The organism is Mycobacterium sp. 050134, assembly GCF_036409085.1.
GTDB lineage: Bacteria > Actinomycetota > Actinomycetes > Mycobacteriales > Mycobacteriaceae > Mycobacterium.
The window spans coordinates 56,659-82,293 of the sequence record NZ_JAZGLV010000020.1 but is presented as its reverse complement, the minus strand read 5'-3'; the positions used below and the strand labels follow the sequence as shown (position 1 = coordinate 82,293).

Genomic DNA, 25,635 nt, shown 5'->3' with positions numbered 1-25,635 from the left:
AAGCGGGTCGCCGCCCTCGACGAAAGCTCCCTCGACGAAAGCTAGAGCGCCTTCAGCTCCTCGGCGACCTCCGTGACCGATTTCTTCGCGTCGCCGAACAGCATGGTGGTTCCTTCGCCGTAGAACAGCGGGTTGTCGATGCCCGCGAATCCCGAGTTCATCGAACGCTTCAACACGATCACCGACCTGGCCTTGTCCACGTTGAGGATCGGCATGCCGTAGATCGGGCTTGACTGTTCGTTCCGGGCCGCCGGGTTGGTGACGTCGTTCGCGCCGATGACGATCGCGACGTCGGTCCGGGCGAACTCGTCATTGATGTCGTCCATGTCCTTCATGGCGTCGTAGTCCACCTCGGCCTCGGCCAGCAGCACGTTCATGTGCCCGGGCATGCGGCCGGCCACCGGGTGGATGGCGTACTTCACCGGCACGCCCTTCTCCTCGAGCAGGCTCGCCATGTCCTTGACGGCGTGCTGGGCCTGCGCGACGGCCAGGCCGTAGCCCGGGACCACGATCACCTGGTTGGCGTAGGCCATCTGGATCGCCGCGTCGGCCGCCGACGTCGCCTTAACGTGCTTGTCCCCGCCTTGACCATCGGGGCCGCCGCTGACGACCACGCCGCCGAATCCGCCCGCGACGATCGCCGGGATCGAGCGGTTCATCGCCTTAGCCATGAGGTTGGTCAGGATCGAGCCGGACGCGCCGACGATCATGCCGGCCACGATCATCGCGGTGTTGTTCAGCGCGAGGCCGGCCGCGGCCGCCGAGAGCCCCGTCATCGCGTTGAGCAGGGAGATGACCACCGGCATGTCGGCGCCACCGATGGGCAGCACCACCATCAGGCCCAGCACGCCGGCGGCGGCTAGCAGGCCGATCATCCACCACAGCGAAGCCCCGCCCGTGCCGGGATGCGCGTGCACGCCCACGGCCACGGCCGCGGTCACGGCGCCGAGCAGCAACAGCAGGTTGATCGGCTGCTGGGCCTTGCCGAACCCGATCGGGGATCCGGAAATGATCTCCTGCAGCTTGCCGAACGCGATGATCGAACCCCAGAACGAGATGGAGCCGATGATCGCGGCGAACAGCGACGCCACCACGATGTGCACGGTCGGCGACTCACCGTGCTGGAAGGCCGAGAAGCCCTTCGTCTCGAGGAATTCCGACAGCGCAATGAGCGCGACGGTGCCGCCGCCGACCCCGTTGAAGAAGGCCACGAGCTGCGGCATGGCCGTCATCTTGGTCAGGCGCGCGGGCGGGACGCCGAGCACCACGCCCACCACCAGCCCGGCGATGATCAGCGGCCACTGGGTGGTGTGCCGGATCGCGACCAGCGTGGCGGCCACCGCGATGACCATGCCGACCGCGGCGATGAGGTTGCCCCGCACCGCGGTCTTCGGCCCGGTCAGGCCCATCAAGCCGTAGATGAAGAGGGCGAACGAAACGATGTAGAGCCCGATCACCAAGTAGTTCATTTGGACACCGACTTCTGGGGCTCCCCGGCTTTGGCGGGCGCCTTCTTCTTGCCCTTGAACATGCCCAGCATGCGGTCGGTCACGATGAACCCGCCGATCACGTTCAGCGTGCCGAACACCACCGCGACGAACAGGATGATCTGCACCGCCAGCGACGGGTGCTCGACCTCCCCGAACACCACCAGCGCGCCGAGCACCACGATCCCGTGGATGGCGTTGGTGCCCGACATCAGGGGGGTGTGCAGCGTGTTGGGCACCTTGGAGATCACCGCGAACCCCACGAACCCGGACAGCACCAGGATCGCCAGGTTGGCAAAAAGGTCGTCGTACATTTCTAGGCTTTCTGTGCTCGAGTCACGCAGGATGCGGCGATGACCTCGTCGTCGAAGTCGGGGTCCAGCTTGCCGCCCTTGACCAAGAGGTCCAGGAGCGCCGTGATGTTCTTGCTGTAGAGCTCGCTGGCATGTTCGGGCATGGTCGCGGGCAGGTTCAGCGGGGCGGCGATCGTCACGCCGTGCTTGACAACGGTCCGCCCGGGCTCGGTGAGCTCGCAGTTGCCCCCGGTTTCGCCGGCCAGGTCCACCACCACGCTGCCGGGCTTCATTCCCTCCACCGCGGCGGCGGTCACCAGGCGCGGCGCGGGCCGGCCTGGAACCAGCGCCGTGGTGATCACGACGTCGAACCCCGTGATCGCCTTCTCCAGCGCCTGCTGCTGTTGGGCCCGTTCGGCCTCGGTGAGTTCACGGGCGTAACCGCCCTCGCCCGCCGCGTCGATGCCGACGTCGAGCCATTGCGCCCCCACCGAGCGGACCTGGTCGGCGACCTCGGGGCGGACGTCATAGCCGGTGGTCCGCGCGCCCAGGCGTTTGGCCGTGGCCAGTGCCTGCAGCCCCGCCACACCGACGCCGAGCACCAGCACGGTGGCCGGCTTCACGGTTCCCGCCGCCGTCGTCAGCATCGGGAAGAACCGGGTCGCCTCCGAGGCCGCCAACAGCACCGCCTTGTATCCGGCGACGTTCGCCTGCGACGACAGCGCATCCATGACCTGGGCGCGCGAGATGCGCGGGATGGCCTCGAGGGCGAACGCCTGCACGCCGGCCTCGGCGAGCGCGCCGATCGAGTTGTCCGCGTTTCGGGGCGCCAGGAAGCCGATCAGCGTCTGACCCCGGCGCAGCTTCTTCACCTCGTCGGCGGTCGGCGGCGCCACCTTGACCACGATGTCGGCGGCCCAGGCGTCCCCGACGCTGGCCCCGGACGCTGTGTAGAGGTCGTCGGGGAGCAGCGCTTTGTCGCCAGCGCCGGACTCGATCACCACCGCTACACCGCTACCCACCAGGGCCGCGACCGCTTTGGGCACCAGCGCGACGCGCCGCTCGTCGGCCCCGGACTCGGCGACCACTCCCACCGTCGTGTGCGCATCTGTCATGGCGCGTACATCCACTTTCTCTGCCTCACGGATTGCCGGCCGGTGATGGCCGGCGCGCTCAGCTACCCTAACCGGCGCTGCATGGGCGCCGCTTTCCAGCCTCGATCCATAACCGGCGGTGATGACGCGATGTTGAACCCCGGGCCGGCCCCCCGCTCCCACGACACGTGCATCCCGGTGGACGACCGCGGTTAAGCCGCGCGCCGGCGACCTGAAACGAGGCGTCACCGCACGTGTCCTATCGTGACCGTCATGGACTTCGCGATGTCGGGAAAAGCCAACGACTACCACAAGCGACTGTCCGACTTCATGATCGAGTACGTCTTCCCGGCCGAGGCCGATTACGACAAATTCCGTCACGAGGCCGGCCCCGACGACCACACCGTTCCGCCGGTCATCGAGGAACTCAAGAAGAAGGCCAAGGAACGCGGCCTGTGGAACTTGTTCCTGCCCGCGGAGTCCGGGCTGACGAACCTCGAATACGCCCCGCTGGCCGAATTGACGGGGTGGAGCCTGGAGATCGCCCCGGAGGCGATCAACTGCGCGGCGCCTGACACCGGCAACATGGAGACCCTGCATCTGTTCGCCACCGAGGAGCAGCGCAAGCAGTGGCTGGAGCCGCTGCTGAACGGCGAGATCCGCAGCGCATTTTCGATGACCGAACCGGCGGTCGCCAGCAGCGACGCCCGCAACATCGAGACCTCCATCGTCCGCGACGGCGGCGACTACGTCATCAACGGGCGCAAGTGGTGGACCTCCGGCGCATCGGACCCGCGCTGCAAGATCCTCATCGTGATGGGCCGCACCAACCCCGAGGCGGCGAGCCACCAGCAGCAGTCGATGGTTCTGGTGCCGATCGACACCCCCGGCGTGACGGTCGTGCGTTCCACCACGGTCTTCGGTTACCAGGACCAGCCCGGTCACTGCGAGATCAGCTACGAAAACGTCCGGGTGCCCGTCACGAATCTGCTCGGGGAAGAAGGCGGCGGCTTCGCGATCGCCCAGGCCCGGCTGGGCCCGGGCCGCATTCACCACTGCATGCGTGCGCTTGGCGGCGCCGAGCGTGCGCTGGCCCTCATGGTGGACCGGGCCCAAAATCGTGTGGCGTTTGGCCGCCCGCTCGCCGAGCAGGGCGTGGTTCGGGAGGCGATTGCCAAGTCGCGCAACGAAATTGACCAGGCCCGACTGTTGTGTCACAAGGCGGCGTGGACGATCGACCAACACGGCAACAAGGCCGCCCACATGCTGGTCTCGCAGATCAAGGCGGTGGCGCCCCAAGTGGCCTGCGACGTGATCGACCGCGCGATCCAGGTGCACGGCGCCGCCGGGGTCAGCGAGGACACGGTGCTGGCCCGCTCGTACGGCTGGCATCGGGCCATGCGCCTGTTCGACGGACCCGACGAGGTACACATGCGGACGATCGCCCGGGCCGAGCTCGGCCACGAGAAGTCAGCGTTCGCGGCGGCGGTCACCTGAGATGGCGGCGGACCTGCGGCAATTGCCCGGCGCGTGGAACTTTCGCGACGTCGCCGACAGCGCCACCGCGCTGCGACCGGGGCGGCTGTTCCGGTCCAGCGAGCTGAGCCGGCTCGACGAGGACGGCCGGGCGACGTTGCTGCGGCTGGGCATCACCGACGTGGCCGACCTGCGCGCCTCCCGTGAGGTCGCCCGCCGCGGACCGGGCCGGGTGCCCGAAGGCGTCGACATCCATCTGCTGCCGTTCCCCGATCTCGGCGACGACAAGTCGAATGACGGTGCGGCGCCGCACGAACACGCTTTCCAGCAGCTGCTGACCAACGGCGAGCCGGACGAGTCCATCAATGAGACCACGGTCCGCTACATGATCGATGAGTACCGGCAGTTCCCCACCCGCAACGGGGCGCAGCGCGCGGTGCGCCGGGTCATCACGCTGTTGGCGGCGGAGCGTCCGGTGCTGACGCACTGCTTCGCGGGCAAGGACCGCACCGGCTTCGTGGTGGCCACGGTGCTGGAGGCGGTCGGGATCGACCGCGACACCATTATCGAGGATTACCTGCGCAGCAACGCGGCCGTGCCGGAGCTGCGGGCCCGGATCTCGGAGATGATCCAGCAGCGGTCCGACACCGAGCTGACTCCGGAGGTTCTCACCTTCACCGAGGCCCGCCTGTCTGACGGCGTTCTCGGTGTGCGCGCGGAATACCTGGCCGCGGCTCGCCAGACAATCGATGACGAATTCGGTTCGCTGGACGCCTACCTGCGCGATGCGGGGGTCACGCGAGAGGATCGCGACCGCTTGCGCGACGCACTCCTCGGCTGACGCAAAATGCCAACATGAACGGGGGATGGCTCTAAGCTGACTCCTGCCGGTTCCAGGGATGCGCCGTATACGGGCGGCAGTGTCCTCGGTACCGCGACGAAAACCTGTAGCCGGAAGGAACGCCGATGTCGACTTTGATTGCGCAGCCTCAACTCCTGACCTCGGCCGCGGCCGACGCGTCCGCGATCGGCTCCGCGATCGACGAGGCCCGGGCCGCCGCGGCCGGTTCGACCACCAATCTGGTGGCGGCCGCGCAGGACGAGGTCTCGGCCATCACCGCGGAATTCTTCGGCGCGTTCGGCCAGGAATACCAGACCCTGCTGCAGCAGGCGACCGCGTTTCACAGCCAATTCGTTGCGACCCTGGGGTCGGCCGGGACCGCCTACACCCAGGCCGAGAACGAGATCGCCGACATGCTCGGGCTCAACTACACGGCACCGACGTTCGGCAAGGCGCTGCAGGCCGCCGACCCCGCCGTCGCCGTCAACCTGATCATGACTGGCAGCGGCACCGCCACCCCGTCGACGACCTACCTGAACAACGTCTTCAGTCGATACCTGTCCGCCTCCAACCCCTTTGGGCCCTTCCTCAATGGTCCGCTGCAGGCCCTGTCCACGCCGGAGGGCCTCTACCCGTTCACCGGCGTCAAGGACCTGACCCTCGACATCTCGCTGGCCCGCGGGGTGACGGAGCTCAACAACGCCATCCGCGCGATCATCGTGGACCCGGCGACATACGCGGGTAACCCCGTCTCAGTGCTGGGTTACTCGCAGAGCGCCATCCTGGCCTCGCTGGAAATGCCGAACCTCGCCGCCGCGGGCGTCCAACCGAGCCAGATGTTCTTCACCCTGCTGGGCGACCCGGCCAACCCGAATGGCGGCCTGCTCGCGCGCTTCCCGGGGCTGAGCTTCCCGAGCCTGGGCGTGACGTTCGGCACGTCGACCCCGAGCAACCTCTATCCGACCAGCATCTACACGCTCGAGTACGACGGCTTCGCCGACTTCCCGCGCTACCCGATCGACATCTTCGCCGACCTCAATGCGCTGGCGGGCATCGTGTTCGTGCACGGCACGTACCCGACCCTCGACCCTGCGCACATCGCGCAGGCCTTCTTGCTGCCCGGATCCGCAGCCCTCGACCCGGCCAATGGCATGACCAACTACTACATGATCCCCACCGAGAACCTGCCGCTGCTGACGCCGCTGCGCGCAATCCCGTTCCTCGGGAACCCGTTGGCGGACCTGATCCAGCCGGACCTCAAGGCCCTCGTGAACTGGGGCTACGGGGATCCCAACTACGGCTTCTCCACCAGCCCCGCCAATGTGCAGACCCCCTTCGGTTTCCTGCCGCCCATGAGCGCGACCGCGCAGCTGGGACCGCTCCTGGTCAGCGGCACGCAGCAGGGCATCACCGCGTTCGCGAACGACATCTCCGCCATGGTTCCGACGTCGCTGCCCAACCTCTCGAGCCTGACGAGCCTGATCCCCGGAGCGGGCGCGACGGGCGGTGCCGTGCTGGCCGCGCCGGCGATCCCGTCGTTCAACGACGTCATCTCCGGCATTCAAACAGCGAACACTACCTTCACCAACACCCTCACGGCCGACTTCTCCACGGCCTACGCGACGCTGCTGCCGACCGCAGATATCGGCACGGCCATCGCGGTCACCCTGCCGTCCTACGACTTCAACCTCTTCCTCGACGGCATCTCGGAAGCGGTCAACGGCAACGTGATTCAGGGGCTCGTGGACGCTTTCGGCCGACCGATCGCCGCCAACATCGGGCTGACCACGCTGGCGGGCGGTTTCGAACTCATCAACCTTGTCAACGCCGCCGAGACGATCTTCACGGGCGTCCCGCACCCCGGCCCGCAGTAAGTGACTGCCACGCGCCGATAAGCGCTGCACCACACCGCCATTCACCTGCCTCGGTGGGTGAGCGGAAAACTCGGACAAAACGGCTCGGTCGCTTTACGCTGACCACGTACTCACCTGGTGAATGACCCGGCGGAAGGATCGCGTCCATGAGTTTCGTCCTCGCTCAACCATCGTTCATGACGACGGTGGCCGCCGATGTGACGGCGATCGGCTCGACGATCAGCGAGGCGAACAACGCGGCGGCCGGCGCGACGACGGGTGTGCTGGCCGCGGCGGGCGACGAGGTATCCGCGGCCACCGCGGCCCTGTTCGACGAGTACGCGCGGGCTTACCAGGAGCTGATCAGGCAGGCGGGGGCATTCCACGACCAGTTTGCGGCGGCCCTGGCCACCGCCGGAACCGCCTACGCCCAGGCCGAGTCCGAGGCGTCGACCGCCCTGCTGTCACTGATCGCGCCCACACAGACCGGTGCCGCGGGGGCGCTGGCCGCGGCCCCGGCCGCGGCCACACCCGTTGACGTGTCGCTGATCCTGGGGGCCAGCGGCGTGCCGATCCCCAGCGCGCAATACATCGCGTCGGCCTACGCCAAGTACATCTCGCCGTACTTCACGACCGCCAACATCCAGGGCCTGTTCACGCCCGAGGGCCTGTACCCGATCACCGGCATCAAGGACCTGACCCTCGCCATCTCGGTGGATCGGGGCCTCACGATCCTCAACAACGCGATCATGGGCCAGCTCAACGCCGGAGCGCACAGCGTCAACGTCTTCGGCTATTCGCAGGGCGCGATCCTCGCCGCCCTCGAACTGCCCATCCTGCAGGCCGCCGGTGTGGATCCACACTCGGTGAGCTTCGTGCTCGTCGGAAACGAGATGACGCCCAACGGCGGCCTGCTGGCCCGCTTCCCGAACCTGAACATCCCGAGCCTCGGCCTGCCGTTCTACGGCGGAATGAACGCGAACACGGGGTTCACCGTCATCAACAACACGCTGGAATACGACGGGTTCGCCGACTTCCCGCAATACCCGATCGACTTCCTCTCCGACCTGAATGCCCTAATGGGCATCATCTACGTGCACGGCACGTACCTGCAGATCCCGGCCTCCCAGCTGGCCACGACCATCACACTGCCGACCACGCCCGGCTACGACGGCGGCACCACCTACAACATGATTCCCAGCCCGCACCTGCCGTTGGTCGAGCCGCTGCGCGCCATCCCCTACATCGGCAACCCGCTCGCCGAACTGCTCCAACCGGATCTGCGCTACCTCGTCAACTGGGGCTACGGCGACCCGGCCTACGGCTGGTCGACCGGCCCGGCCAATGTGACGACCCCGTTCGGCTTGTTCCCGCCGCTCAGCGCGACGACCTCGCTGCCCGGCTATTTGGTCAGCGGGGCGCACGAGGGAATGGTCAACGCCTTCAACGCTTTACAGGCCGAGGGGCCGCCGGTGTTGCCACAACTAACGCTGCCCGACCTCGGCGGCGGCGGACAGTTCTCGCTGCCGAATCCCGGGACGCTGCTGTCCCCGGCGTCCATCGACGGGTTCATCCACGGCCTGCAGACCGCCAACACGCAACTCGTCAACACCTTCACCTCGGACGTATCGACGGCCTACGCGACGCTGCTGCCGACGGCCGACATCGCGACCGCCGTGGCCGTCACTCTGCCGTCGTACGACGCGGACCTGTTCCTCAACGGGATTTCTCAGGCCGTCTCCGGCCAGCCGATCGAGGGACTCCTGCACGCGTTCGGCGACCCGATCGCCGCCGACATCGGACTCGGCACGGTCGCCGGTGGTGTCAACTTCCTGGTCTTCGTCAACGCCCTCGGCACGATCTTCAACGGCACACCACACCCGACGCCGTAGGCCGCACCGGCCCACTCAGGGCTCGAGCACGACCTTGCCGAGCACCCCTCCGTCGGCCAGGCTCTGCAGCGCGGCCTGGCCTTCCGACAACGGATAGCGTTGGGGCGGGGGTGGTTTGAGCCCGAGAAAGACCAATTGGCTGAGCCCCCAGGAGAACAGCGCCGCCGAACCGGGCACCTTGTTGAGGTACTCGCCCCACGCGACACCGACGACGCTGACGTTGCGCAGCAACAGCCGATTGACCTTCACGGTGGGGATGCTCCCCGCGGCGAAGCCGATCACCAGCAGCTTGCCGTCGATCGCGAGCACCCGGACCGCGTCGTCGAACGCCGGGCCGCCGATGGGATCGACGACGATATCCACGCCGCGGCCGCCGGTGTAGTCGCGCACCCGCTGGGCCCAGTCTTCGGCCAGCGGCACCACCAGGTCCGCGCCGACCGACGAGACGAAGTCCGCCGCGGCCGCCCGGTGCACCACACCGATCACCTTGCGCGCGCCCATCGCCTTGGCGACCTGTATCGCCGCGGTGCCGACGCCGCCCGCGGCCCCGAGGACCAGCACCGTGTCGCCCGTCCGCATGGCGGCGCGGCGCGCCAGCGCGAAATACATGGTGTTGTAGTTGACCAACAGCGACACCGCTTCTGCGTCGTCGAGTTCGGCGGGACTGCGGATCACGTTGGGCACCGGGACGGCCACCTGCTCGGCGTAGGCGCCTAGGATCCCAAACGCCGAAACGCGCTCGCCCTCTTTGAATCCTGATCCCGGGGGCGCCGAAAGCACCACCCCGGCGGCCTCCATTCCCGGGACGAACGGCGGGGGGAGCTTGAGCTGATACTCGCCCTTGCTCAGCAGCAGATCCGGAAAACAGACCCCAGCGGCCCGCACGTCGATGACGACGTTGTTTCCGTCGCCACTGACGTCTTCGATGTCGGTGTACACCATGCCGCCCGGGCCGGACAGCCGCTGTACGACGCAGGCTTTCATCGCCCCTACAGCTTGAACGCGGCCCGCTGCGCGTGGGAAAGGTCGGTGATCTCGCCCCAGTGCTCGGCGATGTCGTGCACCGACGGCGGGTTGTCGAAGGTCGTCCCGTCGTTCTGGAACAGGGCGACCCGCTGAACCTTGCCGCCGCCGACCACGAAAACCGATGCGGTGTCGGGGCATTCCTCGGTGCACAGGTAGGCCACCACCGGCGCGACGAACTCGGGGGTGAGCTTTTCCAGCACCTCCTTGGGCAGGATGTCCTCGGTCATCCGGGTGGCCGCGATCGGGGCGATGGCATTGGTGTGGATGTTGTACTTCGCCCCCTCCTGCGCCAGCGTGTTGATCATGCCGACGAGGCCGAGCTTGGCCGCGCCGTAGTTGGCCTGCCCGAAGTTGCCGAACAGCCCGCTGGTGGAGGTGGCGACGACGACCCGCCCGTAGCTCTGCTCACGGAAATGCGGCCACGCGGCGCGCACCACGTTGTAACCGCCGTAGAGGTGCACCTTGAGGACGGCGTCCCAGTTCTCGAAGGACATCTTGTGGAACGTGCCGTCGCGCAGGATCCCGGCGTTGCTGACCACGCCGTGCACGGCGCCGAACTCGTCCAGCGCCGTCTTGATGATGTTGGCGGCGCCCTCCGGCTCGGCCACGCTGTCGTAGTTGGCGACCGCCCGCCCGCCGGCTTCCTTGATCTCGGTGACGACGTGGTCGGCCATGTTGTGGCCGGCGCCGGTGCCGTCGCGGGAGCCACCGAGGTCGTTGACGACCACGCTGGCGCCTTCCCTGGCGAGGGTCAGGGCGTATTCACGCCCAAGCCCCCCACCGGCTCCGGTCACGACGATGACGCGATCCTGCACTCCTGGCATCAGGTTCCTCTCTAGGAAGTAAAACGTGTCACGGCAAGCGATTCCGGGGCAGTTAGAACATCCGGCGCGCCATCTTGAATGCGCGCTGCGTGTAGGGCGGGTAGATGAAGCTCGACAGGTCGGGTCGCGTCGGCTTGGTGAGCACCGACTTGCGATGGCTGAACTCCTCGAACCCGTAGCGGCCGTGGTAGGCACCCATGCCGGACGGGCCCACCCCGCCGAACGGCAGCTTCGCCGTCGACACCTGGAAAGCGATGTGGTTGACGAGCATGCCGCCCGCCGGCACCTCCTTGATCACCCGTTCGCGCGTCTCACGCGCCTTGGTGAACAGGTAGGCCGCCAACGGCTTTGCGCGTGAATTGACGAAACGGATTGCCTCATCCAGGGATCGGACGGTGATGACCGGCAGAACCGGTCCGAAGATCTCGTTCTGCATCAGCGGGCCGTCCGGATCGGGGTCGACGACCACCGCCGGGTGGATGCGCAGGCTGGACGGATCGCAACTGCCGCCGACGGCCACCTTGCCGTCCGCGCCGGACAGGTAACCGCTGATCCGGTCGAACTGGCGCTGGTTGACGATCCGCACACCGTTGGGCCTGTCGGACGTGAACTTGTTGATGGCCGCGGCGATCTTGTCGACGAGCTCGTCGCGAATCTGCGCGTCCGCAATGACGTAATCCGGTGCCACGCAGGTTTGTCCGTTGTTGAGCAGTTTCATCCAGGCGATCCGCTTGGCGGCGACGTCGACGTCGGCGTCGGCCGCCACGATCACCGGGCTCTTGCCCCCCAACTCCAGCGTGCACGGGGTCAGGTGCGGTGCGGCGCCCTCGTAGACCTTGCGGCCGATCTCGGTGCCACCGGTGAACATCACCCGGTCCAGGCCCTGCGCGATGAGCTCCTGGCTGACCGATCCGTCGCCCTCGACCACCGCGATCGCATCGCTGTCGAGGTAGCGCGGCACCAGCTCGGCCATGAGTCGCGACGACGCCGGGGCGATCTCCGACGGCTTGAGGATGACGGCGTTGCCGGCCGCGATTGCGCCGACGGCCGGACCCAGCGTCAGATAGAACGGGTAGTTCCAGGCGCCGATGATCAGGACGGTGCCGTACGGCTCGTACTCGACCCACCCCCGCCCGGGCAGCTGCGGGATCTCCAGCAACTTGTAGCGGCGGCGCGTCCACCTGCGCACGCGCTTGGCCGCGTACTTCGCTTCCCCGGCGGTGGTGGCGATGTCGGCGATGTAGGCCTCGAACGGGTGCCGATCCAGGTCCGCCACGAGGGCGGCCGCGATCGCGTCCTCGTTTTCCTCCATCAACCGCTGCAGCTGCAGCAGCTGTCTCTTGCGCCACTCGATGTCGCGGGTGCGTCCGGTGGCGAACGTCTTGCGGAGCCGGGCCACCGTGGCCGGAATGTCGACCGGCCGGGCTGCGTGCGCTCCGTTGGTGGATTCGGATGTGTTGGGTGCAACCGATTCGGTGGTCATCATCGTCCTTCCGCGCTCGGGTCATCCCGGAGGGTGTATCCGCGATACTAACCATCCGGTTGGGAGAGCAATAGGAAGGATCCGCCCGTCAGAGCTTGGTCGCGGTCACGGAGCCGGGTGGCCCAGCCGTGCGCGCCACCTACAGGCGCTCCGCGATCACGAAGTCGGAGAACGCGTCCTTGTCGTCGGCCATCGGGACGCTCTCGATCCAGCGGCCCAGCCGGCGCATCTCGTCGGTCGAGGCTTGGGCGCGGGCACGCCAGCCATGGTTGTTCAGCCAGTCCGTGACGTCCGCCCGGTGCTCGTCGCGATACATGAGCTCCCCGACGTCGACGGTTTCCGCCAGGCCGAGCTCGTCGGCCACCTTGCGGAACCGCTCGCGCATCTGCTGGCGCCGCTCGTCGGCGTGGGTGGGCGCCGTCTCTGCCGACACCCGGCTCCCGGGCGGGCTCAGCTCGCCGATCTGGGTGAACAACCTGTCCTGGGCCTCGGCCGGCAGGTACATCAGCAGGCCCTCGGCCAGCCAGGCCGTCCGGGCCGTCGGGTCGAAGCCCGCATCGCGCAGGGCGGCGGGCCAATCCTGGCGCAGGTCGATGGCCACCTCGCGACGCTGGGCCGACGGCGTCACCCCGTGCTCGGCCAGCGTGGCGGATTTGTACTCGAGCACCTGCGGCTGGTCGATCTCGTAGACCGTGGTGCCGGCGGGCCAGTCCAGCCGGTATGCCCGGGAATCCAGTCCGGAGGCGAGAATCACGACCTGGCGGATCCCGTCGGCCACGGCGTCCTTGAAGTAGGCGTCGAAGAAGTTGGTACGCACGGCCTGGTAGCCGCGCATGTGCTCGAGCTGGGCCGCCGACTCCTCGTCGAAGGCCTCCACCTTGGCGGCGACCTCCGGGTCGAGCATCGCCTCCCACAGGACGCCCGCGCCCGCGTTGGTGACCAGCAGCTTGGCGTAGGGGTCCCGGATCAGCGGGTCGGGGCGCTCGGTCTCGACGGCGCGGGCGGCGGCCACCATGACGGCCGTGCTGCCGACGCTGGTCTTGATGTCCCAGGTGTCGTCGTGGCTACGCAGTGAGCTCATCGCGTTGGCTCCTTAAAAACGGGCGGGTCAGGCGGATGGGGCGTCGAGACGCGCGCGCAGCAGCGTGCTGCGGACCGCCTCGTCGGACAGGTCGTCGGGCACCGGGCGGCCCAGCCGCGCCATCTCCTCGCGGTTGTCCACGGCCTGCACCCGCCAGCCGTGGCCGGCCAGCCACTCGGCGGCGTCGGAGCGGTCGGGCTCGTGGAAGGTGAGCGCGTGGACGTTGACGTCCAGGCCCAGCCGCTCGCGCATCCGCTGCCAGCGCTGCGAGTTACTGCGGATGTTGAGGCCGAACGCCTCGATGGCGACCTGACTGCCCGGGGCGCTGAGCGCGGTGAACATCTCGAACAGCCGGTCCTGGGCGTCGCTCGGCAGGTACGGCAGCAGGCCCTCGGCGAGCCATGCCGTTGGCTGATCGCGATCGAACCCGGCGGCCGTCAGGGCGGCCGGCCAATCGTCGCGCAGGTCCACCGCGACCGGACGCCGGCTGGCGGTCGGGATTGCGCCGTGCCGTTCCAGGATCCCGGTCTTGTATTCCAGGACCTTGGGCTGGTCGATCTCGTAGACGACGGTGCCGGCCGGCCACGCCAACCGGTACGCGCGCGAATCCAGGCCGGCGGCCAGGATCACCACCTGCCGGACCCCGTCGCCGACGGCGTCCTGGAAGTACTCGTCGAAGAAATGGGTGCGCACGGCCTGGTAGTCGATCCCCAGACGGTGGGCACGCCGGCCCTGCTCGTCGCCGTCGAGCCAGGCCAGCTCCGGATCGGCGAGCCGCGCCCAGGGTGTACCGGCCGACGACACCAGGATCCGGGCGAATTCGTCGCGGATCAGAGGGGCGGGTCCGCCGGTCTCCGCAGCGCGCGCGGCGGCGACGCCCAGCGCGGTGGCGCCGACAAGTTCGGTGATGGCCCAACTGTCCCCAGCGGTCCTCCGGGAGGGGGATTGCGAAGGAGGTAAGGAAGCGTCCACATCAGTCATGACCACGTCATCGTACCGGAGTAGCTTAGGCAAGCTATGCACCCTGTGTGCCACGTCACTACGCGCGTATCGCTCCCCCGGCTCTCCAGAGCGCACCCTCCAGCAGCTGCCGCAGGATCTCGGTGACCGCAAGCATCTCTTCGTGGCTGCGGATGTAGCCGGAATAGAAGCCCACGCCGCACAGCACGACGAGCAGCGTCTCGACGAGCGCGGAGGGTTCGACATCGGCCGACACCTCGCGGTGCTTGATCGCATCCTTGACCGCCCCCGTCAGAAACTCGCGGCTGAGCCGCACGCAATCGTTTTCGATCCCGCTCAATTCGGGATGTCGTTGCGACTCCAGCACGGCGGTGACCAAAAACGCTGCCACCCCGGGATTCTCGGCATTTGCGCTCACGGCGACCGAGATGAAGGCCGTCAGCCGCCCGACCAGTGTGGTCTGCCACCTGGCCTCTCGAATAGCGGAACCGATGACCAGTTCATTGGCCTGCGCCAGTACCTCCCGATAGAGCAATCGCTTACTGGGGAAGTAGTGATTGATCGCTGGCCTCGTCAAGTCGGCGCGGCTCGCAATCTCCTGAAAGGTGGCGCCGTCGTAGCCACGCTCGTTGAATACCAGGCGAGCCGCCCGCACGATGCGCTGACGCGTCTCGTCCGCTTTCGCGGCCGGGGGCCGTCCGGGCCCGCGGCTCGCCGTCGGGGACATTGCTAAAGTGTGCCACCACCCCGGTGTGGCATGAGAGCGTTTGGCGGGATACTACCGAACTTTCCGTCTTGGTAGTCCTGTAGCGCCTCGATCAGTTCACTCCGCGAGTTCATCACGAATGGCCCATAGTGAAACACCGGCTCGCGGATCGGCTGACCGCCCAATAACAACACGTCCATTGCGGTGGTCGACGAGGAGTCGTGCGCCGAATGCGCCCCGACGGTGATGCGGTCTCCGGCGGCCAGTACCGCCAGTTGACCCTGGCGAACGGGATGTGCGTCCGGACCGACGTATCCGCGGCCGGACAACACGTAAACCAGCGCGTTGAAATCGCGACGCCACGGCATGCTGAGGCGCGCCCCGTTGTGGATGGTCGCGTGCGCGAGGGTGATCGGCGTGTGGGTGATGCCGGGCCCGCGGTAGCCGTCGACCTCGCCGGCGATGATGCGCACCAGCGCGCCGCCGTCGTCGGACGCCAGCAGGCCCACGTCCGCGCCTTCGATGGCTTGGTATCGCGGCGCGGCGAACTTGTCCTTCTTTGGAAGGTTCACCCACAGTTGGACGCCGTGAAAGACGCCGCCACTGTCCACCAACTCGGCGGGCGGGGTCTCGATGTGCAGGATGCCGGAACCGGCCGTCATCCACTGCGTCGCACCGTCGGCGATCAGGCCGCCCCCGCCGTGGGAATCCTGGTGCGCGAATCTCCCGTCGATCATGTAGGTGACCGTTTCGAATCCGCGGTGTGGGTGCCAGTCGGTGCCTCGAGGCTCTCCCGGTTGGTAGTTCACCTCACCCATCTGGTCCATGTGGACGAACGGGTCGAGGGCCGCCGCACTGACCCCGGCAAAGGCCCGGACGACCGGGAATCCCTCACCCTCGTACCCCCGGGGGCCGGTGGTGATCGAGCGCACCGCGCGCTCGGTTTCCGCGGGGCGCGCTGTGCTCAGACGCGGCAACGCGAAGGTGTCTGCGGTGACAGCAGGCATGTGGACCTCCATCCCTCATAGCTTCACCCATATAACTGGACCAGAGTCCGGTTATTCCGCGGCCGCCACAGCACCCCGCCGGCCACGGCCTATCCGCCTAGGATGACGTGATGAATGGGGGATCCGGCGAAGCATCGGAGGACGCACCGCTGCCCCACGAGGCCTCGGTGCCCGGGGCGGGTGGTCGGTTCGGCGCGTCGATCCGCGCCTCCGGCTACCTGCAGAAGTGGTTGCTGCTGGGCGTGATCATCGGGGTCGTCGCCGGCCTGGGGGCAGTGGTGTTCTATCTGGCCCTCAGGTACACCAGCGAATTCCTGCTCGGGTACCTGGCGGCCTATGACCTGCCCCGCCCGGTCGGCGAGGGCGGCGGCCGCGGGTCGCCCGGCTTCAAACGAGCGTGGGCGATTCCCTTGATCACCACCGCCGGTGCACTGGTATCCGCACTGCTGGTGGCCAAGCTGGCCCCCGAAGCCACCGGCCACGGGACGGATGCGGCCATCGAGGCCGTGCACAGCGACCCGCGCGCGATCCGATTCCGGGCGGTGCTCGTGAAGATGGTCGCCAGTGCGCTGACGATCGGCTCGGGCGGCTCGGCCGGCCGCGAGGGCCCGACGGCGCAGATCTCCGCCGGGTTCTGTTCGCTGCTGACGCGCCGGCTCAACCTGTCCGACGAGGACGGGCGGGTCGCGGTGGCGCTCGGCATCGGCGCCGGAATCGGCGCGATCTTCGCCGCCCCCCTGGGCGGTGCGGTGCTGGCCGCGTCGATCACCTACCGAGACGACTTCGACTACCGCTGCCTGCTGCCGGGATTCATCACCTCGGGGACGGCGTACGCGGTGCTCGGCGCGCTTCTCGGCTTCGACCCCCTGTTCGGGTACATCGACGCCGAATACCGCTTCGAAAAGGCGGGGCCGCTGCTGTGGTTCGTGGTCATCGGGCTGGCCGCGGCCGCGGTCGGGTACCTGTACGCCCGGATCTTCCACGCCTCCGTGCGCATCACCCGGCGGCTCCCCGGCGGGCCGGTGCTCAAGCCGGCCATCGGCGGGCTGCTGGTGGGCCTGCTCGGACTGGCGATCCCCCAGATCCTCAGCAGCGGCTACGGCTGGGCGCAGCTGGCGGCCGACCGCGGCTCGCTGATGCACATCCCGCTGTGGGTGGTCGTGGTCCTGCCGATCGCCAAGATCGTCGCCACATCGCTGTCGATCGGCACCGGCGGGTCCGGCGGGCTCTTCGGCCCGGGGATCGTGATCGGCGCGTTCGTCGGGGCCGCGATCTGGCGCCTCGGCGAAGTCCTCGCCCTGCCGGGCGTGCCGCACGAGCCCGGCGTCTTCGTCGTCGTCGGGATGATGACGTGCTTCGGTAGCGTCGCGCGCGCCCCGCTGGCCATCATGATCATGGTCGCGGAGATGACCGGATCGTTCTCCGTGGTACCGGGCGCGATCCTGTCGGTCGGCATCGCGGCGCTGCTGATGTCGCGCACCAACGTCACCATCTACGAGGCGCAGCGGCTCAACCGGCAGACCGCCGAGGCCGAGCGCGAGCGCGGGCAGGCCCCGGCGGCCGGCACCGAGTAGCTAGGACGACGCGTTGCGCGCGCTGCTCGCCGCGTCCTTCTCGGTGGACGAGCCCTCGTGGGTCAACTGGCCACCGGCGCTCTCCAGGTGCGCCCGGACGAACCACTGGAACTTCTCCAGGCTGCCCGCCTGGTCGATCAGCAGGTCCTGGGTGACCGGGTCGAGTTCCTCGGTCTCCTCGATGCCCTTGCGGATGTCTTCGATGACTCCGGTGTAGACCAGATCCAGCGCCGCAAGGTGGGATTGGACGCAGTCACGACCCACCGAATAGTCGTCCCAGGTGCGGTCTTTGATGATCGCCCCGGGTGTGCCCTGTGGCGACGCGCCCAGGGCCGCGATGCGCTCGGCGACGTCGTCGGCGAAGCCACGGACCGCCTCAACCTGTGGGTCGATCATTTCGTGGACGCCAATGAAGTTGGGCCCCACCACATTCCAGCGAACGTGCTTGAGGGTCAGGTGAAGATCGTTGTAGGTGCTCAGCTGCTTCTGCAGCAGTTCGGCGAGCCGCGCCCCCTGCTTATCGGTCAAACCCGGGATAGTGAACTGCGTCATCAATCACTCCTGCGTCAAGTCATAAACCTTCCCGCCGCGAATACCCCGGGGCGGGGGCAAATAATCGTCGGCTCCCGCTCAAATGGAGTGGATGTGCTGCACCGGCAACCGCGCACCGCGTCGCGGTTCGTAAGCCAGGCCGCTGACTTCGAGGAGCCGCACCACCCGGTGGCGATGCGGCCGCATCGGTTCGAGGAGTTCGAGCATGCCGGCGTCGTCGACCGGCCGGCCCACGAGCGTCCACCCGATCATCTTCGGGACGTGGTAGTCGCCGACCGACAGGGCGTCGGCATCGCCGAACGCGCGCTGCGCCGTCTCGGCGGCCGTCCATATCCCTACGCCCGGAAGCGACGTCAACGCCTCGCGGGCCTGCTCGGCCGGACGCGACGTCAACCGCTCCAGCGACGCCGCCCGCTGCGCACACGTCACCACCGCCCGGGCGCGCCGCGGATCGACGTTGGCGCGGTGGAATTCCCACGACGGGACGCTCCGCCACGCGTCAGCCGTGGGCGGCACGCGCATCGCGGGCGGGGCCGGGCCGGGCGCCGGCGTCCCATACTTGGACACCAGCACCCGCCATGACCGGAACGCGTCCGCGCCGGGGACGCGTTGTTCGATGATCGCCGGAATCAGCGCTTCGAGGACCAGCCCGGTGCGGCCGAGGCGCAGATGAGGGACGCGGCGATGCGCCGCCGCGACGATCGGGGCGAGCGGCACGAAGTCCGACGCGTCGTCCCCCACGCCCAGCAGCGCGGGGAGCATCTCGAGGAACTCGGGCGCACCGCACCCCCACGCCACGCAGTGGGCCGCGTCGGCGGCGGCGCGGCTGATCCGCGCGGTGACGGGGCCGCTGGGCAGCAGGCTCGTCCGCCAGATGCCGCCGTCACCGGGCGCCTGGAAGCACGGATCCCGCGGTCCCCGGCGCAGCGGCGCCAACGTGTGCTCGAAGCTGACGGCCCCGGGAAACGTGACAGTGCGCGCGTGGTGGGTCAAATCGTGTCCGCACCGCCCTTCATCGACCTCCAACGATATTGACCGTCAACGATGTACCAAGACAATATTGCGATGTGGCGACGCCCTTCGATGACCCCCAGGGAGAACTCGCGTGGATGTTCCTGGAGAGCATCAGCCAGGGCGGGGACCTGGACGAGGGCTTCTCGCTGCTCAGCGACGACTTCAGCTACTGGACGCTGGCCACCCGCACGTCGTGCGACAAGAAGACGTTGCGGCGGGCGGTCGAGGAACGCAAACGGGTCCTCGAGGTCACCATCGACCTGGTCGGCTGCGTCAACGACGGCGACACCGTCGTCGTCGAGGCCCACGCCAGCGGTACCACCACGAGCGGTGCCGACTACGACAGCCCGTTCGTGTGCATCTTCGAAACCCGCGACGGGCTGATCGTCGCCATGCGGGCGTACAGCGACACCCGCGCCCAGGAGGCCGCCCTTCCCGGGTGGCGCCCCTACTGACCCGAAACGCTGATCTCGGCCTTGTTCGGGTAGAAGGCGACGTGCCCCGCGATCGCCGCGACGGCCGGGTAGGGCTCCTCGTAGGTCCAGATCACGTCGTCGACGGTGTCGCCGGCCGACGTGGTGACGCTGTAGTAGCTGGCGTCACCCTTGAACGGGCAGTACGTGCTGGTGTTCGTCCGGGTCAGTCGTTCGGACACCACGTCGTCGAGCGGAACGTACTGCACCGCAGGCAAAGTCGCCTCGCGAAGCTCCAGCGCAGCGGTGGTGTCGGCGATCAGCTCGCCGTTGACGCGAACCTGCACCCGCCCCTTGGTCGGCTCGATGGTGATCGGATGTCCCGCGCTGGGCTCCAGAACCTGTCGGTGTGCCATGGTGTGCTACCTCCTCGAAACGCAGATGTGGGCTGCAACGCCCGGCGCCGCTCCAGGCTTCCCGCCCGGCGCTAATCGGCCTGCGCCGCGGCGCCGCTCTGGGCGCCCTTTCGGGGGGCTTTCATCGCGGCCCAGAACCGGGCCGCCTCGCGGATGGATTCCTCGACCGGCCTCGGTTGCCAGCCCAGCTCGCGGACCGCCTTGGTGTGGTCGACGGGTGCCTCGGCGCGCATCATCCGCACCGACTCCAGGCTCAGCTCGGCGTCCTTGCCGGTGAGCCGCGCCCTCAGGCTGCCCAGCGCACCGAGGGCGTACAGCACCGGTACTGAGATGGACCGCCGCGGCGCCGGCACCCCCGCCTCGTCGGCCGCGATGCGCACCACGTCCGTCAGCGGGATCATCCGCTCGCTGATCAGGTAGCGTTCGCCGACCCGCCCGCGCTCGGCGGCCAGGAGCATGGCCCGCGCGGCGTCGTCGACCCCGACGACTTCCAGCTGGATGCCGCTCATCAGGAAGGGCAGCTTGCCGAAGACGGCCCCGGCGATGAACGCGCCGTGCGGGGTGCGGCCCCAGTCGCCGGCACCGTAGGTCGTCGAGACGCACATCGCCACGGCGGGCAGGTTGTGTTCGGCCACGTAGCGCATCACCAGGTCCTCGGCCTGCACTCGCGATTGCACGTAGGAGCTGACGCCGCGCGAGCCGATGACGTCGTCCTCGGTCGCCACGTGCCCGTGCCGCCGGCCCACCGTCGCGTACGTGCTGGTGAAGACGAACCGGTGCAGGTCCGCCTGCACCGCGACGTCAAGCACGTTGCGCAAGCCGTCGACGTTGGTGCGAAACAGCGGCGACGGGTCGCGCAGCCAGGCGCGGGTGTCGACGACGCAGTAGTACGCGTCGTCGACACCGTCCATCGCCTCGCGAACGGCGGCCGTGTCGAAGACGTCGCCGTGAAATCGGGTGAGCGTGAGGTCGTCGATGGGGCGGGTGTTCGCCGTCGGGCGCACCATCGCCCGCACCTCGAATCCCTCCGAGGCGCCCCGGGCGGCCAGCAGCCGGGTCACGTGCGAACCCAGGAAGCCGTTCGCGCCGATGACGAGCTTGGGTTTCGGGCTCACTTACGCTCCTCCGTATTCCTGCATCCAGCGGGCGGCGTCCTCGTCCAGCGTGCCCAGCTCCTGCGCCTTGCGGCACCACTTCACGCCGGCCCGCAGGAAGCGGAGCGGGTTGTAGATGTCCTCCTGGCGGCACCACTGGCCGTCGCCGGCGTAGGTGACGATGGAGATGTTGGTGGCGCTGATGACGGTGCCGTCACCAGGATCCTTCATCGGGTTATCCAGCTCGCAGATGATCCGCCCGGTCGACTCGTCGATGACCGACCACAACGACGGGAACGCCACCATGTGGCTGCCGGGAAATGTGGTCATGGTGCGCTGGATCCACTCGCGCACCTCGTCGCGGCCGTGGATGGTGCCCGCCGCGTGCTCGATGTATTCGACGTCGGGCGTGTACTGGGCGACCCACGCCGCCCAGTCCCGGGTCTCGGCGGCCCGGGCCACCGTCTCCTCGAAGTTCCGGAAGGCCTCGACCAGTTCGTTGCGGGAGAATCTGCGGGACAATCGTTGTGCCGTCACGCGCGCTCCTTTGCGCCGCTAAACGTCATTCGCCGGAGTGTAGCCTGGGCAACGTCGTCGGTTCCTATGGAGGACTTCCCGAGGAGGACAACATGACGGGCACCCAAAAAGCGATTCTTGCGGGCGGCTGCTTCTGGGGTATGCAGGACCTGATCCGCAAGCAGCCCGGTGTGGTCTCGACCCGGGTCGGTTACACCGGCGGCGACGTGCCGAACGCGACGTACCGCAACCACGGCACGCACGCCGAGGCCATCGAGATCGTCTACGACCCCGCCGTCACCGACTACCGCACGCTGTTGGAGTTCTTCTTCCAAATCCACGACCCCACAACGAAGAACCGCCAGGGCAACGACCGTGGCACCAGCTATCGGTCGGCGATCTTCTACCTCGACGACGAGCAGAAGCGCATCGCCCTGGACACCATCGCCGACGTCGAGGCGTCGGGACTGTGGCCCGGCAGGGTGGTCACCGAGATCAGCCCGGCCGGCGACTTCTGGGAGGCCGAGCCCGAGCACCAGGGCTACCTGGAGCGCTATCCCACGGGCTACACCTGCCACTTCGTGCGGCCCGATTGGAAGCTGCCCCGGCGGGCCACCGCCTGACGGCCGATCGGGCGCCGCTCAGCGGCGGCGCGCCACGATCCGCCCGCCGTCCTTGGGAATGAACGCGACACCCCGGCCGTGCCAGCGTTCACCGGGCGCGTCGATGGCCTCAATGGTGAAGTGCCGCAACACCGTTCGCAGCACGACATCCATCTCCATGTTGGCGAACGCCGCGCCCACACAGCGGCGGGTTCCCCCGCCGAACGGGATCCAGGACGGCGACGGCTTCGTTCCCAGGTAACGCTGCGGGTCGAAGCGCTCGGGGTCGGGGAACACGTCGGGGTTGGCGTGTATCTGCCCGATGCCGACGATGATGGAATGCCCGCGGGGGATCACCCATTCGCCGAGCCGGACGGACTCCGGATAGACGTGCCGGCCGGCCATGTCGATGACGGTCCTGGCCCGCTGGACCTCCAGGATCGTCGCCTGGCGCAGTTCGCCGCCACCGGCGTCGGCCTCCTCGACGAGCGCGGCCAGCAGGTCCGGATGCCGGCTGATCCGCTCGAACGCCCAGCCCAGCGTGGCGGCGGTGGTCTCGTGCCCGGCAGCCAGCAGCGCCAGCAGCTCGTCGCCGATGTCCTTGCGCGACATGGCCGAACCGTCGTCGTACGTGGTGCGCAGCAGCATCGCCAGCACGTCGGTGCGGTCGGCGAAACCGGGGTCGGCCCGCTCGGCGTCGATCAGCCTGCCTATGACGGCGTCGTACTGGCGCCGCCACTCGGCCAGCCGGCCCCAGGGGGTGAACCGGCCGTAGGTGCGTTTCGGTTTGGGCAGCGAGGCCACGCGGGAGCCCAGCGTCACCCACGGCGGGATGAGCCGGCGCAGCTCGTCGAGCTCGGCGCCGTCGGCCCCGAAGACCGCGCGCAGGATCGCGTTGAGGGTGATCCGCATCATCGGGGGCACCGTGGGGAACGCTTCACCCTCGGGCCAACCGGCGACCTCGCGCAGCGTCTCCTCCTCGATGATGCCCTCGTACTTCTTCATGCTCTTGCCGTGGAACGGCGGCGCCAGCAACCGCCGCCGGCGGCGGTGGTCGTCGAACTCGAGCGCGAACACCGAGCCGGGGCCGAAGAACCTGCTGAGGTTGGGCTGGATGTTGCCGAGCTCGTCGGGGCTGGTGGTGAACACCTGCTTGGCCACCTGCGGATCGCCGATCACCACCGCCGGGCCGTAGAGCGGCAGGTTGAGCGTGAAGGAGTCGCCGTAGCGGCTCGATAGCCGCTGCATCATCGTGCGTCGCGATGCCGCAAACGCGAGGCCCTGGACCAACTTCGGGAGCCGGACCGCCGGCGGCAGCCGGACGACGGAGGACGCCTGCGGGGCTGTGGCCAATTCGCTCATCGGTTTGATGCTCCCCATATCTACCCGGATATCTACCCCGATCGAGGGTGGTACCGCGGTGTACCAAGACTTTTGCGTTACGGTACTCTGTGGTACCAATCCTGGCAAGGCCGTACCGACCGAAAGGGGCCGCCCGCCGTGACATCCGCGGTGAAAACAGCAGCCGACGACACGGCGCTCGGCGACCCGTTCCGGCTCAGGCTGCTCGACGGACTCGCCACGTCGATCATCGAGCGCGGCTATCGCGCCAGCACGGTCGCCGACATCGTCCGCGGCGCACGCACCTCCAAGCGCACCTTTTACGACCAGTTCGCCAGCAAGGAGGACTGCTTCCTGGAACTGCTGCGCGCCGACGTCGAGAAGCTCGGGGAGCGCATCGGCTCGGCCGTCGACCCCGAGGCCGACTGGCAGCTGCAGATCCGCCAGGCGGTCGAGGCATACGTCGCGCATATCGAATTGCGGCCGGCGATCATGCTGAGCTGGATTCGCGAACTGCCCTCGTTGGGCCCGAAGGCACGGCCGGTCCAGCGCCGGGGCCTGCAATTGCTGTCCGACCTGCTGATCGCGCTGAGCGCCAGCCCCGGTTTCCGGCGGGCCGACCTGCCGCCGCTGACCGCCCCGCTGGCCGTCATCCTGCTGGGCGGCCTGCGCGAATTGACCGCCCTGACCGTCGAAGACGGCCGGGCCGTACGAGAGATCGTCGAACCGGCGGTGGACGCGTCGATCGCCCTGCTGGGTCCCCGATAGGCTCGTTCGAGAAACCCCTCGACGAATTGGAGACCGCGATGCGGCTGTCGACCCGAAACCAGCTCAAAGGAACCATCACCGACGTCAGCATCGGCAGCGTGATGGCGATCGTGAAGGTCCGGCTCGACGGCGGCGACCAGATCGTCACGTCGTCGGTCACCAAGGACGCCGCGCTCGACCTCGGTCTCGAGGAGGGGCAGCCGGCGACCGTGTTCATCAAGTCCACCGAAGTCACGATCGGCGTCGAGTAACCCGTGCCCTCGACCATGCGCGCGGAGCGCTTTTACGCCGACACCAAAAAGGTTGCTCTGGAAGACGTTCCGATTCCCGAACCGGGGCCGGGCGAAGTCCTGGTCAAGGTCGCGTTCTGCGGCATCTGCCACTCGGACCTCAGCCTGATCAACGGGACGTTCCCGGCCCAGCAGCCGGTGGTCACGCAGGGCCACGAAGCGTCGGGCACCATCGCCAAGCTGGGGCCGGGCGTGACCGGCTGGAACGAGGGCGACCGGGTGGTGGTCGCGGCCGGCCGGCCGTGCCAGAAATGCCCGAACTGCCGCCGCGGCGACGTGGTGAACTGCCTGCGAATTCAGCTGATGGCCTTCGCCTACGACGGCGCCTGGGCGGAATACACCGTGGCGCAGGCGGCGGGACTGACGCGCGTCCCGGACAACGTGCCGTTGGAGCAGGCCGCGATCCTGGCCGACGCCGTCTCGACGCCGTACGGGGCTGTCGTCCGCACCGGCAAGGTCTCGGTCGGCGAATCGGTCGGCGTGTGGGGCGTGGGCGGGGTGGGGACGCACATCGTCCAGCTCGCCCGGCTCGTCGGCGCGGTGCCGATCGTGGCCGTGGACATCGAACCGGCCGTCCTGGACCGGGCGCTGGAGCTCGGCGCGGACTACGCCTTCAGCTCCCGCGACGATGCGCTGCACGACAAGATCGCCGAAGTCACCGGTGGCCGCGGCCTGGACGTCGCGTTCGACGCGGTGGGCCTGAAGGCGACGTTCGAGCAGGCCCTCGACTGCCTGGCGGTCGGCGGCCGGTTGGTGGGCGTCGGGATGAGCGCGGAAGCACCGACCGTCGGCCCCACGGCCATGTTCGGATTGACGCGCAAACAGGTGCTAGGCCACCTCGGGTATCAGAATGTTGACATCGAGACGCTGGCCAAGTTGATTTCGCTTGGGCGCCTCGATGTCTCGCGGTCGATCAGCGAAATCGTCTCTTTGGAGGAGCTGCCGCTGGGCATCGAGAAGCTGGAGCGCCGGGACGGCAACCCCATCCGCATCCTCGTCCAGCCCTGAGCGGCGCGGCGCCACGGACAAGCT

26 protein-coding genes are annotated in these 25,635 nt (G+C 68.3%); 10 read left to right on the top strand and 16 right to left on the bottom strand.

Annotation, left to right across the window (positions count from 1 at the left end):
* Positions 1-41 precede the first annotated feature (41 nt).
* Genes SKC42_RS21705 through SKC42_RS21695 form a run of 3 tightly spaced genes read right to left on the bottom strand, consistent with a single transcriptional unit; the run spans position 42 to position 2,895 of the window.
* The gene (locus SKC42_RS21705; protein WP_330966323.1) at positions 42-1,469 is read right to left on the bottom strand and encodes an NAD(P)(+) transhydrogenase (Re/Si-specific) subunit beta; all 1,428 of its coding nucleotides are present in this window, start codon (positions 1,467-1,469) and stop codon (positions 42-44) included.
* Positions 1,466-1,801 (bottom strand): NAD(P) transhydrogenase subunit alpha, encoded by a 336-nt coding sequence (locus SKC42_RS21700; RefSeq protein WP_330966322.1) that lies wholly within the window; start codon positions 1,799-1,801, stop codon positions 1,466-1,468. Before SKC42_RS21700 ends, SKC42_RS21705 begins: the two co-directional genes overlap by 4 nt.
* Positions 1,802-1,803: 2 nt before the next feature.
* Positions 1,804-2,895, bottom strand: a complete 1,092-nt coding sequence (locus tag SKC42_RS21695; RefSeq protein ID WP_330966321.1) for a Re/Si-specific NAD(P)(+) transhydrogenase subunit alpha — start codon at positions 2,893-2,895, stop codon at positions 1,804-1,806.
* A 264-nt stretch (positions 2,896-3,159) separates the two neighbouring features.
* Between SKC42_RS21695 and SKC42_RS21690 the strand changes: the two genes are divergently transcribed.
* The 4 genes from SKC42_RS21690 (at position 3,160) to SKC42_RS21675 (ending at position 8,936) form a co-directional block, all read left to right on the top strand.
* Complete coding sequence (locus SKC42_RS21690; protein WP_330966339.1) at positions 3,160-4,371, top strand: acyl-CoA dehydrogenase family protein; 1,212 nt, start codon at positions 3,160-3,162, stop codon at positions 4,369-4,371.
* A gap of 1 nt (position 4,372) precedes the next feature.
* Positions 4,373-5,191 (top strand): tyrosine-protein phosphatase, encoded by an 819-nt coding sequence (locus tag SKC42_RS21685; protein ID WP_330966320.1) that lies wholly within the window; start codon positions 4,373-4,375, stop codon positions 5,189-5,191.
* 125 nt (positions 5,192-5,316) lie between these two features.
* Positions 5,317-7,065 carry a PE family protein gene (locus tag SKC42_RS21680; protein WP_330966319.1) on the top strand — a complete coding sequence of 583 codons (1,749 nt, stop codon included), beginning with the start codon at positions 5,317-5,319 and terminating at the stop codon, positions 7,063-7,065.
* A 146-nt stretch (positions 7,066-7,211) separates the two neighbouring features.
* Positions 7,212-8,936 (top strand): PE family protein, encoded by a 1,725-nt coding sequence (locus tag SKC42_RS21675; protein ID WP_330966318.1) that lies wholly within the window; start codon positions 7,212-7,214, stop codon positions 8,934-8,936.
* Positions 8,937-8,951: 15 nt separating this feature from the next.
* On the opposite strand, the gene SKC42_RS21670 is transcribed toward SKC42_RS21675, so the two are convergent.
* The 7 genes from SKC42_RS21670 to SKC42_RS21640 all read right to left on the bottom strand — a co-directional run bounded on the left by SKC42_RS21670 (position 8,952) and on the right by SKC42_RS21640 (position 16,023).
* Positions 8,952-9,920, bottom strand: coding sequence for an NADPH:quinone oxidoreductase family protein (locus SKC42_RS21670; RefSeq protein ID WP_330966317.1), 969 nt, complete (start codon positions 9,918-9,920; stop codon positions 8,952-8,954).
* Between the two features lie 5 nt (positions 9,921-9,925).
* A complete protein-coding gene (locus SKC42_RS21665) occupies positions 9,926-10,786 on the bottom strand; it encodes an SDR family oxidoreductase (protein ID WP_330966316.1) in 861 nt (286 codons plus the stop codon).
* A 52-nt stretch (positions 10,787-10,838) separates the two neighbouring features.
* The gene (locus SKC42_RS21660) at positions 10,839-12,272 is read right to left on the bottom strand and encodes an aldehyde dehydrogenase family protein (RefSeq protein WP_330966315.1); all 1,434 of its coding nucleotides are present in this window, start codon (positions 12,270-12,272) and stop codon (positions 10,839-10,841) included.
* A gap of 136 nt (positions 12,273-12,408) precedes the next feature.
* On the bottom strand, positions 12,409-13,341 hold the full coding sequence (locus SKC42_RS21655; protein WP_330966338.1) for a class I SAM-dependent methyltransferase: 933 nt from the start codon (positions 13,339-13,341) through the stop codon (positions 12,409-12,411).
* A gap of 36 nt (positions 13,342-13,377) precedes the next feature.
* Positions 13,378-14,331, bottom strand: coding sequence for a class I SAM-dependent methyltransferase (locus tag SKC42_RS21650; protein ID WP_330966314.1), 954 nt, complete (start codon positions 14,329-14,331; stop codon positions 13,378-13,380).
* Between the two features lie 58 nt (positions 14,332-14,389).
* Positions 14,390-15,037, bottom strand: a complete 648-nt coding sequence (locus SKC42_RS21645; protein WP_330966313.1) for a TetR/AcrR family transcriptional regulator — start codon at positions 15,035-15,037, stop codon at positions 14,390-14,392.
* A 2-nt stretch (positions 15,038-15,039) separates the two neighbouring features.
* Positions 15,040-16,023, bottom strand: coding sequence for a pirin family protein (locus tag SKC42_RS21640; RefSeq protein ID WP_330966312.1), 984 nt, complete (start codon positions 16,021-16,023; stop codon positions 15,040-15,042).
* A gap of 110 nt (positions 16,024-16,133) precedes the next feature.
* Here SKC42_RS21640 and SKC42_RS21635 point away from each other — a divergent pair, with 110 nt between their 5' ends.
* Positions 16,134-17,597: a chloride channel protein gene (locus tag SKC42_RS21635; protein WP_330966311.1), complete on the top strand. Its 1,464-nt coding sequence runs from the start codon at positions 16,134-16,136 to the stop codon at positions 17,595-17,597.
* On the opposite strand, the gene SKC42_RS21630 is transcribed toward SKC42_RS21635, so the two are convergent.
* Together SKC42_RS21630 and SKC42_RS21625 are read right to left on the bottom strand one after the other, a co-directional pair.
* The gene (locus SKC42_RS21630) at positions 17,598-18,149 is read right to left on the bottom strand and encodes a Dps family protein (RefSeq protein ID WP_330966310.1); all 552 of its coding nucleotides are present in this window, start codon (positions 18,147-18,149) and stop codon (positions 17,598-17,600) included.
* Positions 18,150-18,227: 78 nt separating this feature from the next.
* On the bottom strand, positions 18,228-19,142 hold the full coding sequence (locus SKC42_RS21625) for a DNA-3-methyladenine glycosylase family protein (protein ID WP_330966309.1): 915 nt from the start codon (positions 19,140-19,142) through the stop codon (positions 18,228-18,230).
* Positions 19,143-19,216: 74 nt separating this feature from the next.
* Between SKC42_RS21625 and SKC42_RS21620 the strand changes: the two genes are divergently transcribed.
* Complete coding sequence (locus SKC42_RS21620) at positions 19,217-19,618, top strand: nuclear transport factor 2 family protein (RefSeq protein WP_330966308.1); 402 nt, start codon at positions 19,217-19,219, stop codon at positions 19,616-19,618.
* Here SKC42_RS21620 and SKC42_RS21615 read toward each other — a convergent pair.
* From SKC42_RS21615 to SKC42_RS21605, 3 genes are all read right to left on the bottom strand, one after another.
* On the bottom strand, positions 19,612-19,992 hold the full coding sequence (locus tag SKC42_RS21615) for a DUF427 domain-containing protein (protein WP_330966307.1): 381 nt from the start codon (positions 19,990-19,992) through the stop codon (positions 19,612-19,614). The genes SKC42_RS21620 and SKC42_RS21615 overlap by 7 nt on opposite strands.
* Before the next feature lie 71 nt (positions 19,993-20,063).
* On the bottom strand, positions 20,064-21,107 hold the full coding sequence (locus SKC42_RS21610) for an NAD-dependent epimerase/dehydratase family protein (RefSeq protein WP_330966306.1): 1,044 nt from the start codon (positions 21,105-21,107) through the stop codon (positions 20,064-20,066).
* Positions 21,108-21,608: a nuclear transport factor 2 family protein gene (locus tag SKC42_RS21605; RefSeq protein WP_330966337.1), complete on the bottom strand. Its 501-nt coding sequence runs from the start codon at positions 21,606-21,608 to the stop codon at positions 21,108-21,110.
* A 107-nt stretch (positions 21,609-21,715) separates the two neighbouring features.
* On the opposite strand from SKC42_RS21605, the gene msrA reads away from it, so the two are divergent.
* On the top strand, positions 21,716-22,225 hold the full coding sequence (msrA, locus tag SKC42_RS21600) for a peptide-methionine (S)-S-oxide reductase MsrA (protein ID WP_330966305.1): 510 nt from the start codon (positions 21,716-21,718) through the stop codon (positions 22,223-22,225).
* 18 nt (positions 22,226-22,243) lie between these two features.
* Here the strand turns inward: msrA and SKC42_RS21595 are convergent, their stop codons facing one another.
* Complete coding sequence (locus SKC42_RS21595) at positions 22,244-23,566, bottom strand: cytochrome P450 (RefSeq protein ID WP_330966304.1); 1,323 nt, start codon at positions 23,564-23,566, stop codon at positions 22,244-22,246.
* A 150-nt stretch (positions 23,567-23,716) separates the two neighbouring features.
* Between SKC42_RS21595 and SKC42_RS21590 the strand changes: the two genes are divergently transcribed.
* The 3 genes from SKC42_RS21590 to SKC42_RS21580 are packed head-to-tail and all read left to right on the top strand — an operon-like array spanning position 23,717 to position 25,611.
* The gene (locus SKC42_RS21590) at positions 23,717-24,313 is read left to right on the top strand and encodes a TetR/AcrR family transcriptional regulator (protein ID WP_330966336.1); all 597 of its coding nucleotides are present in this window, start codon (positions 23,717-23,719) and stop codon (positions 24,311-24,313) included.
* A 38-nt stretch (positions 24,314-24,351) separates the two neighbouring features.
* A complete protein-coding gene (locus SKC42_RS21585; RefSeq protein ID WP_330966303.1) occupies positions 24,352-24,564 on the top strand; it encodes a TOBE domain-containing protein in 213 nt (70 codons plus the stop codon).
* Positions 24,565-24,567: 3 nt separating this feature from the next.
* A complete protein-coding gene (locus SKC42_RS21580) occupies positions 24,568-25,611 on the top strand; it encodes a zinc-binding dehydrogenase (protein WP_330966302.1) in 1,044 nt (347 codons plus the stop codon).
* Positions 25,612-25,635 lie beyond the last annotated feature (24 nt).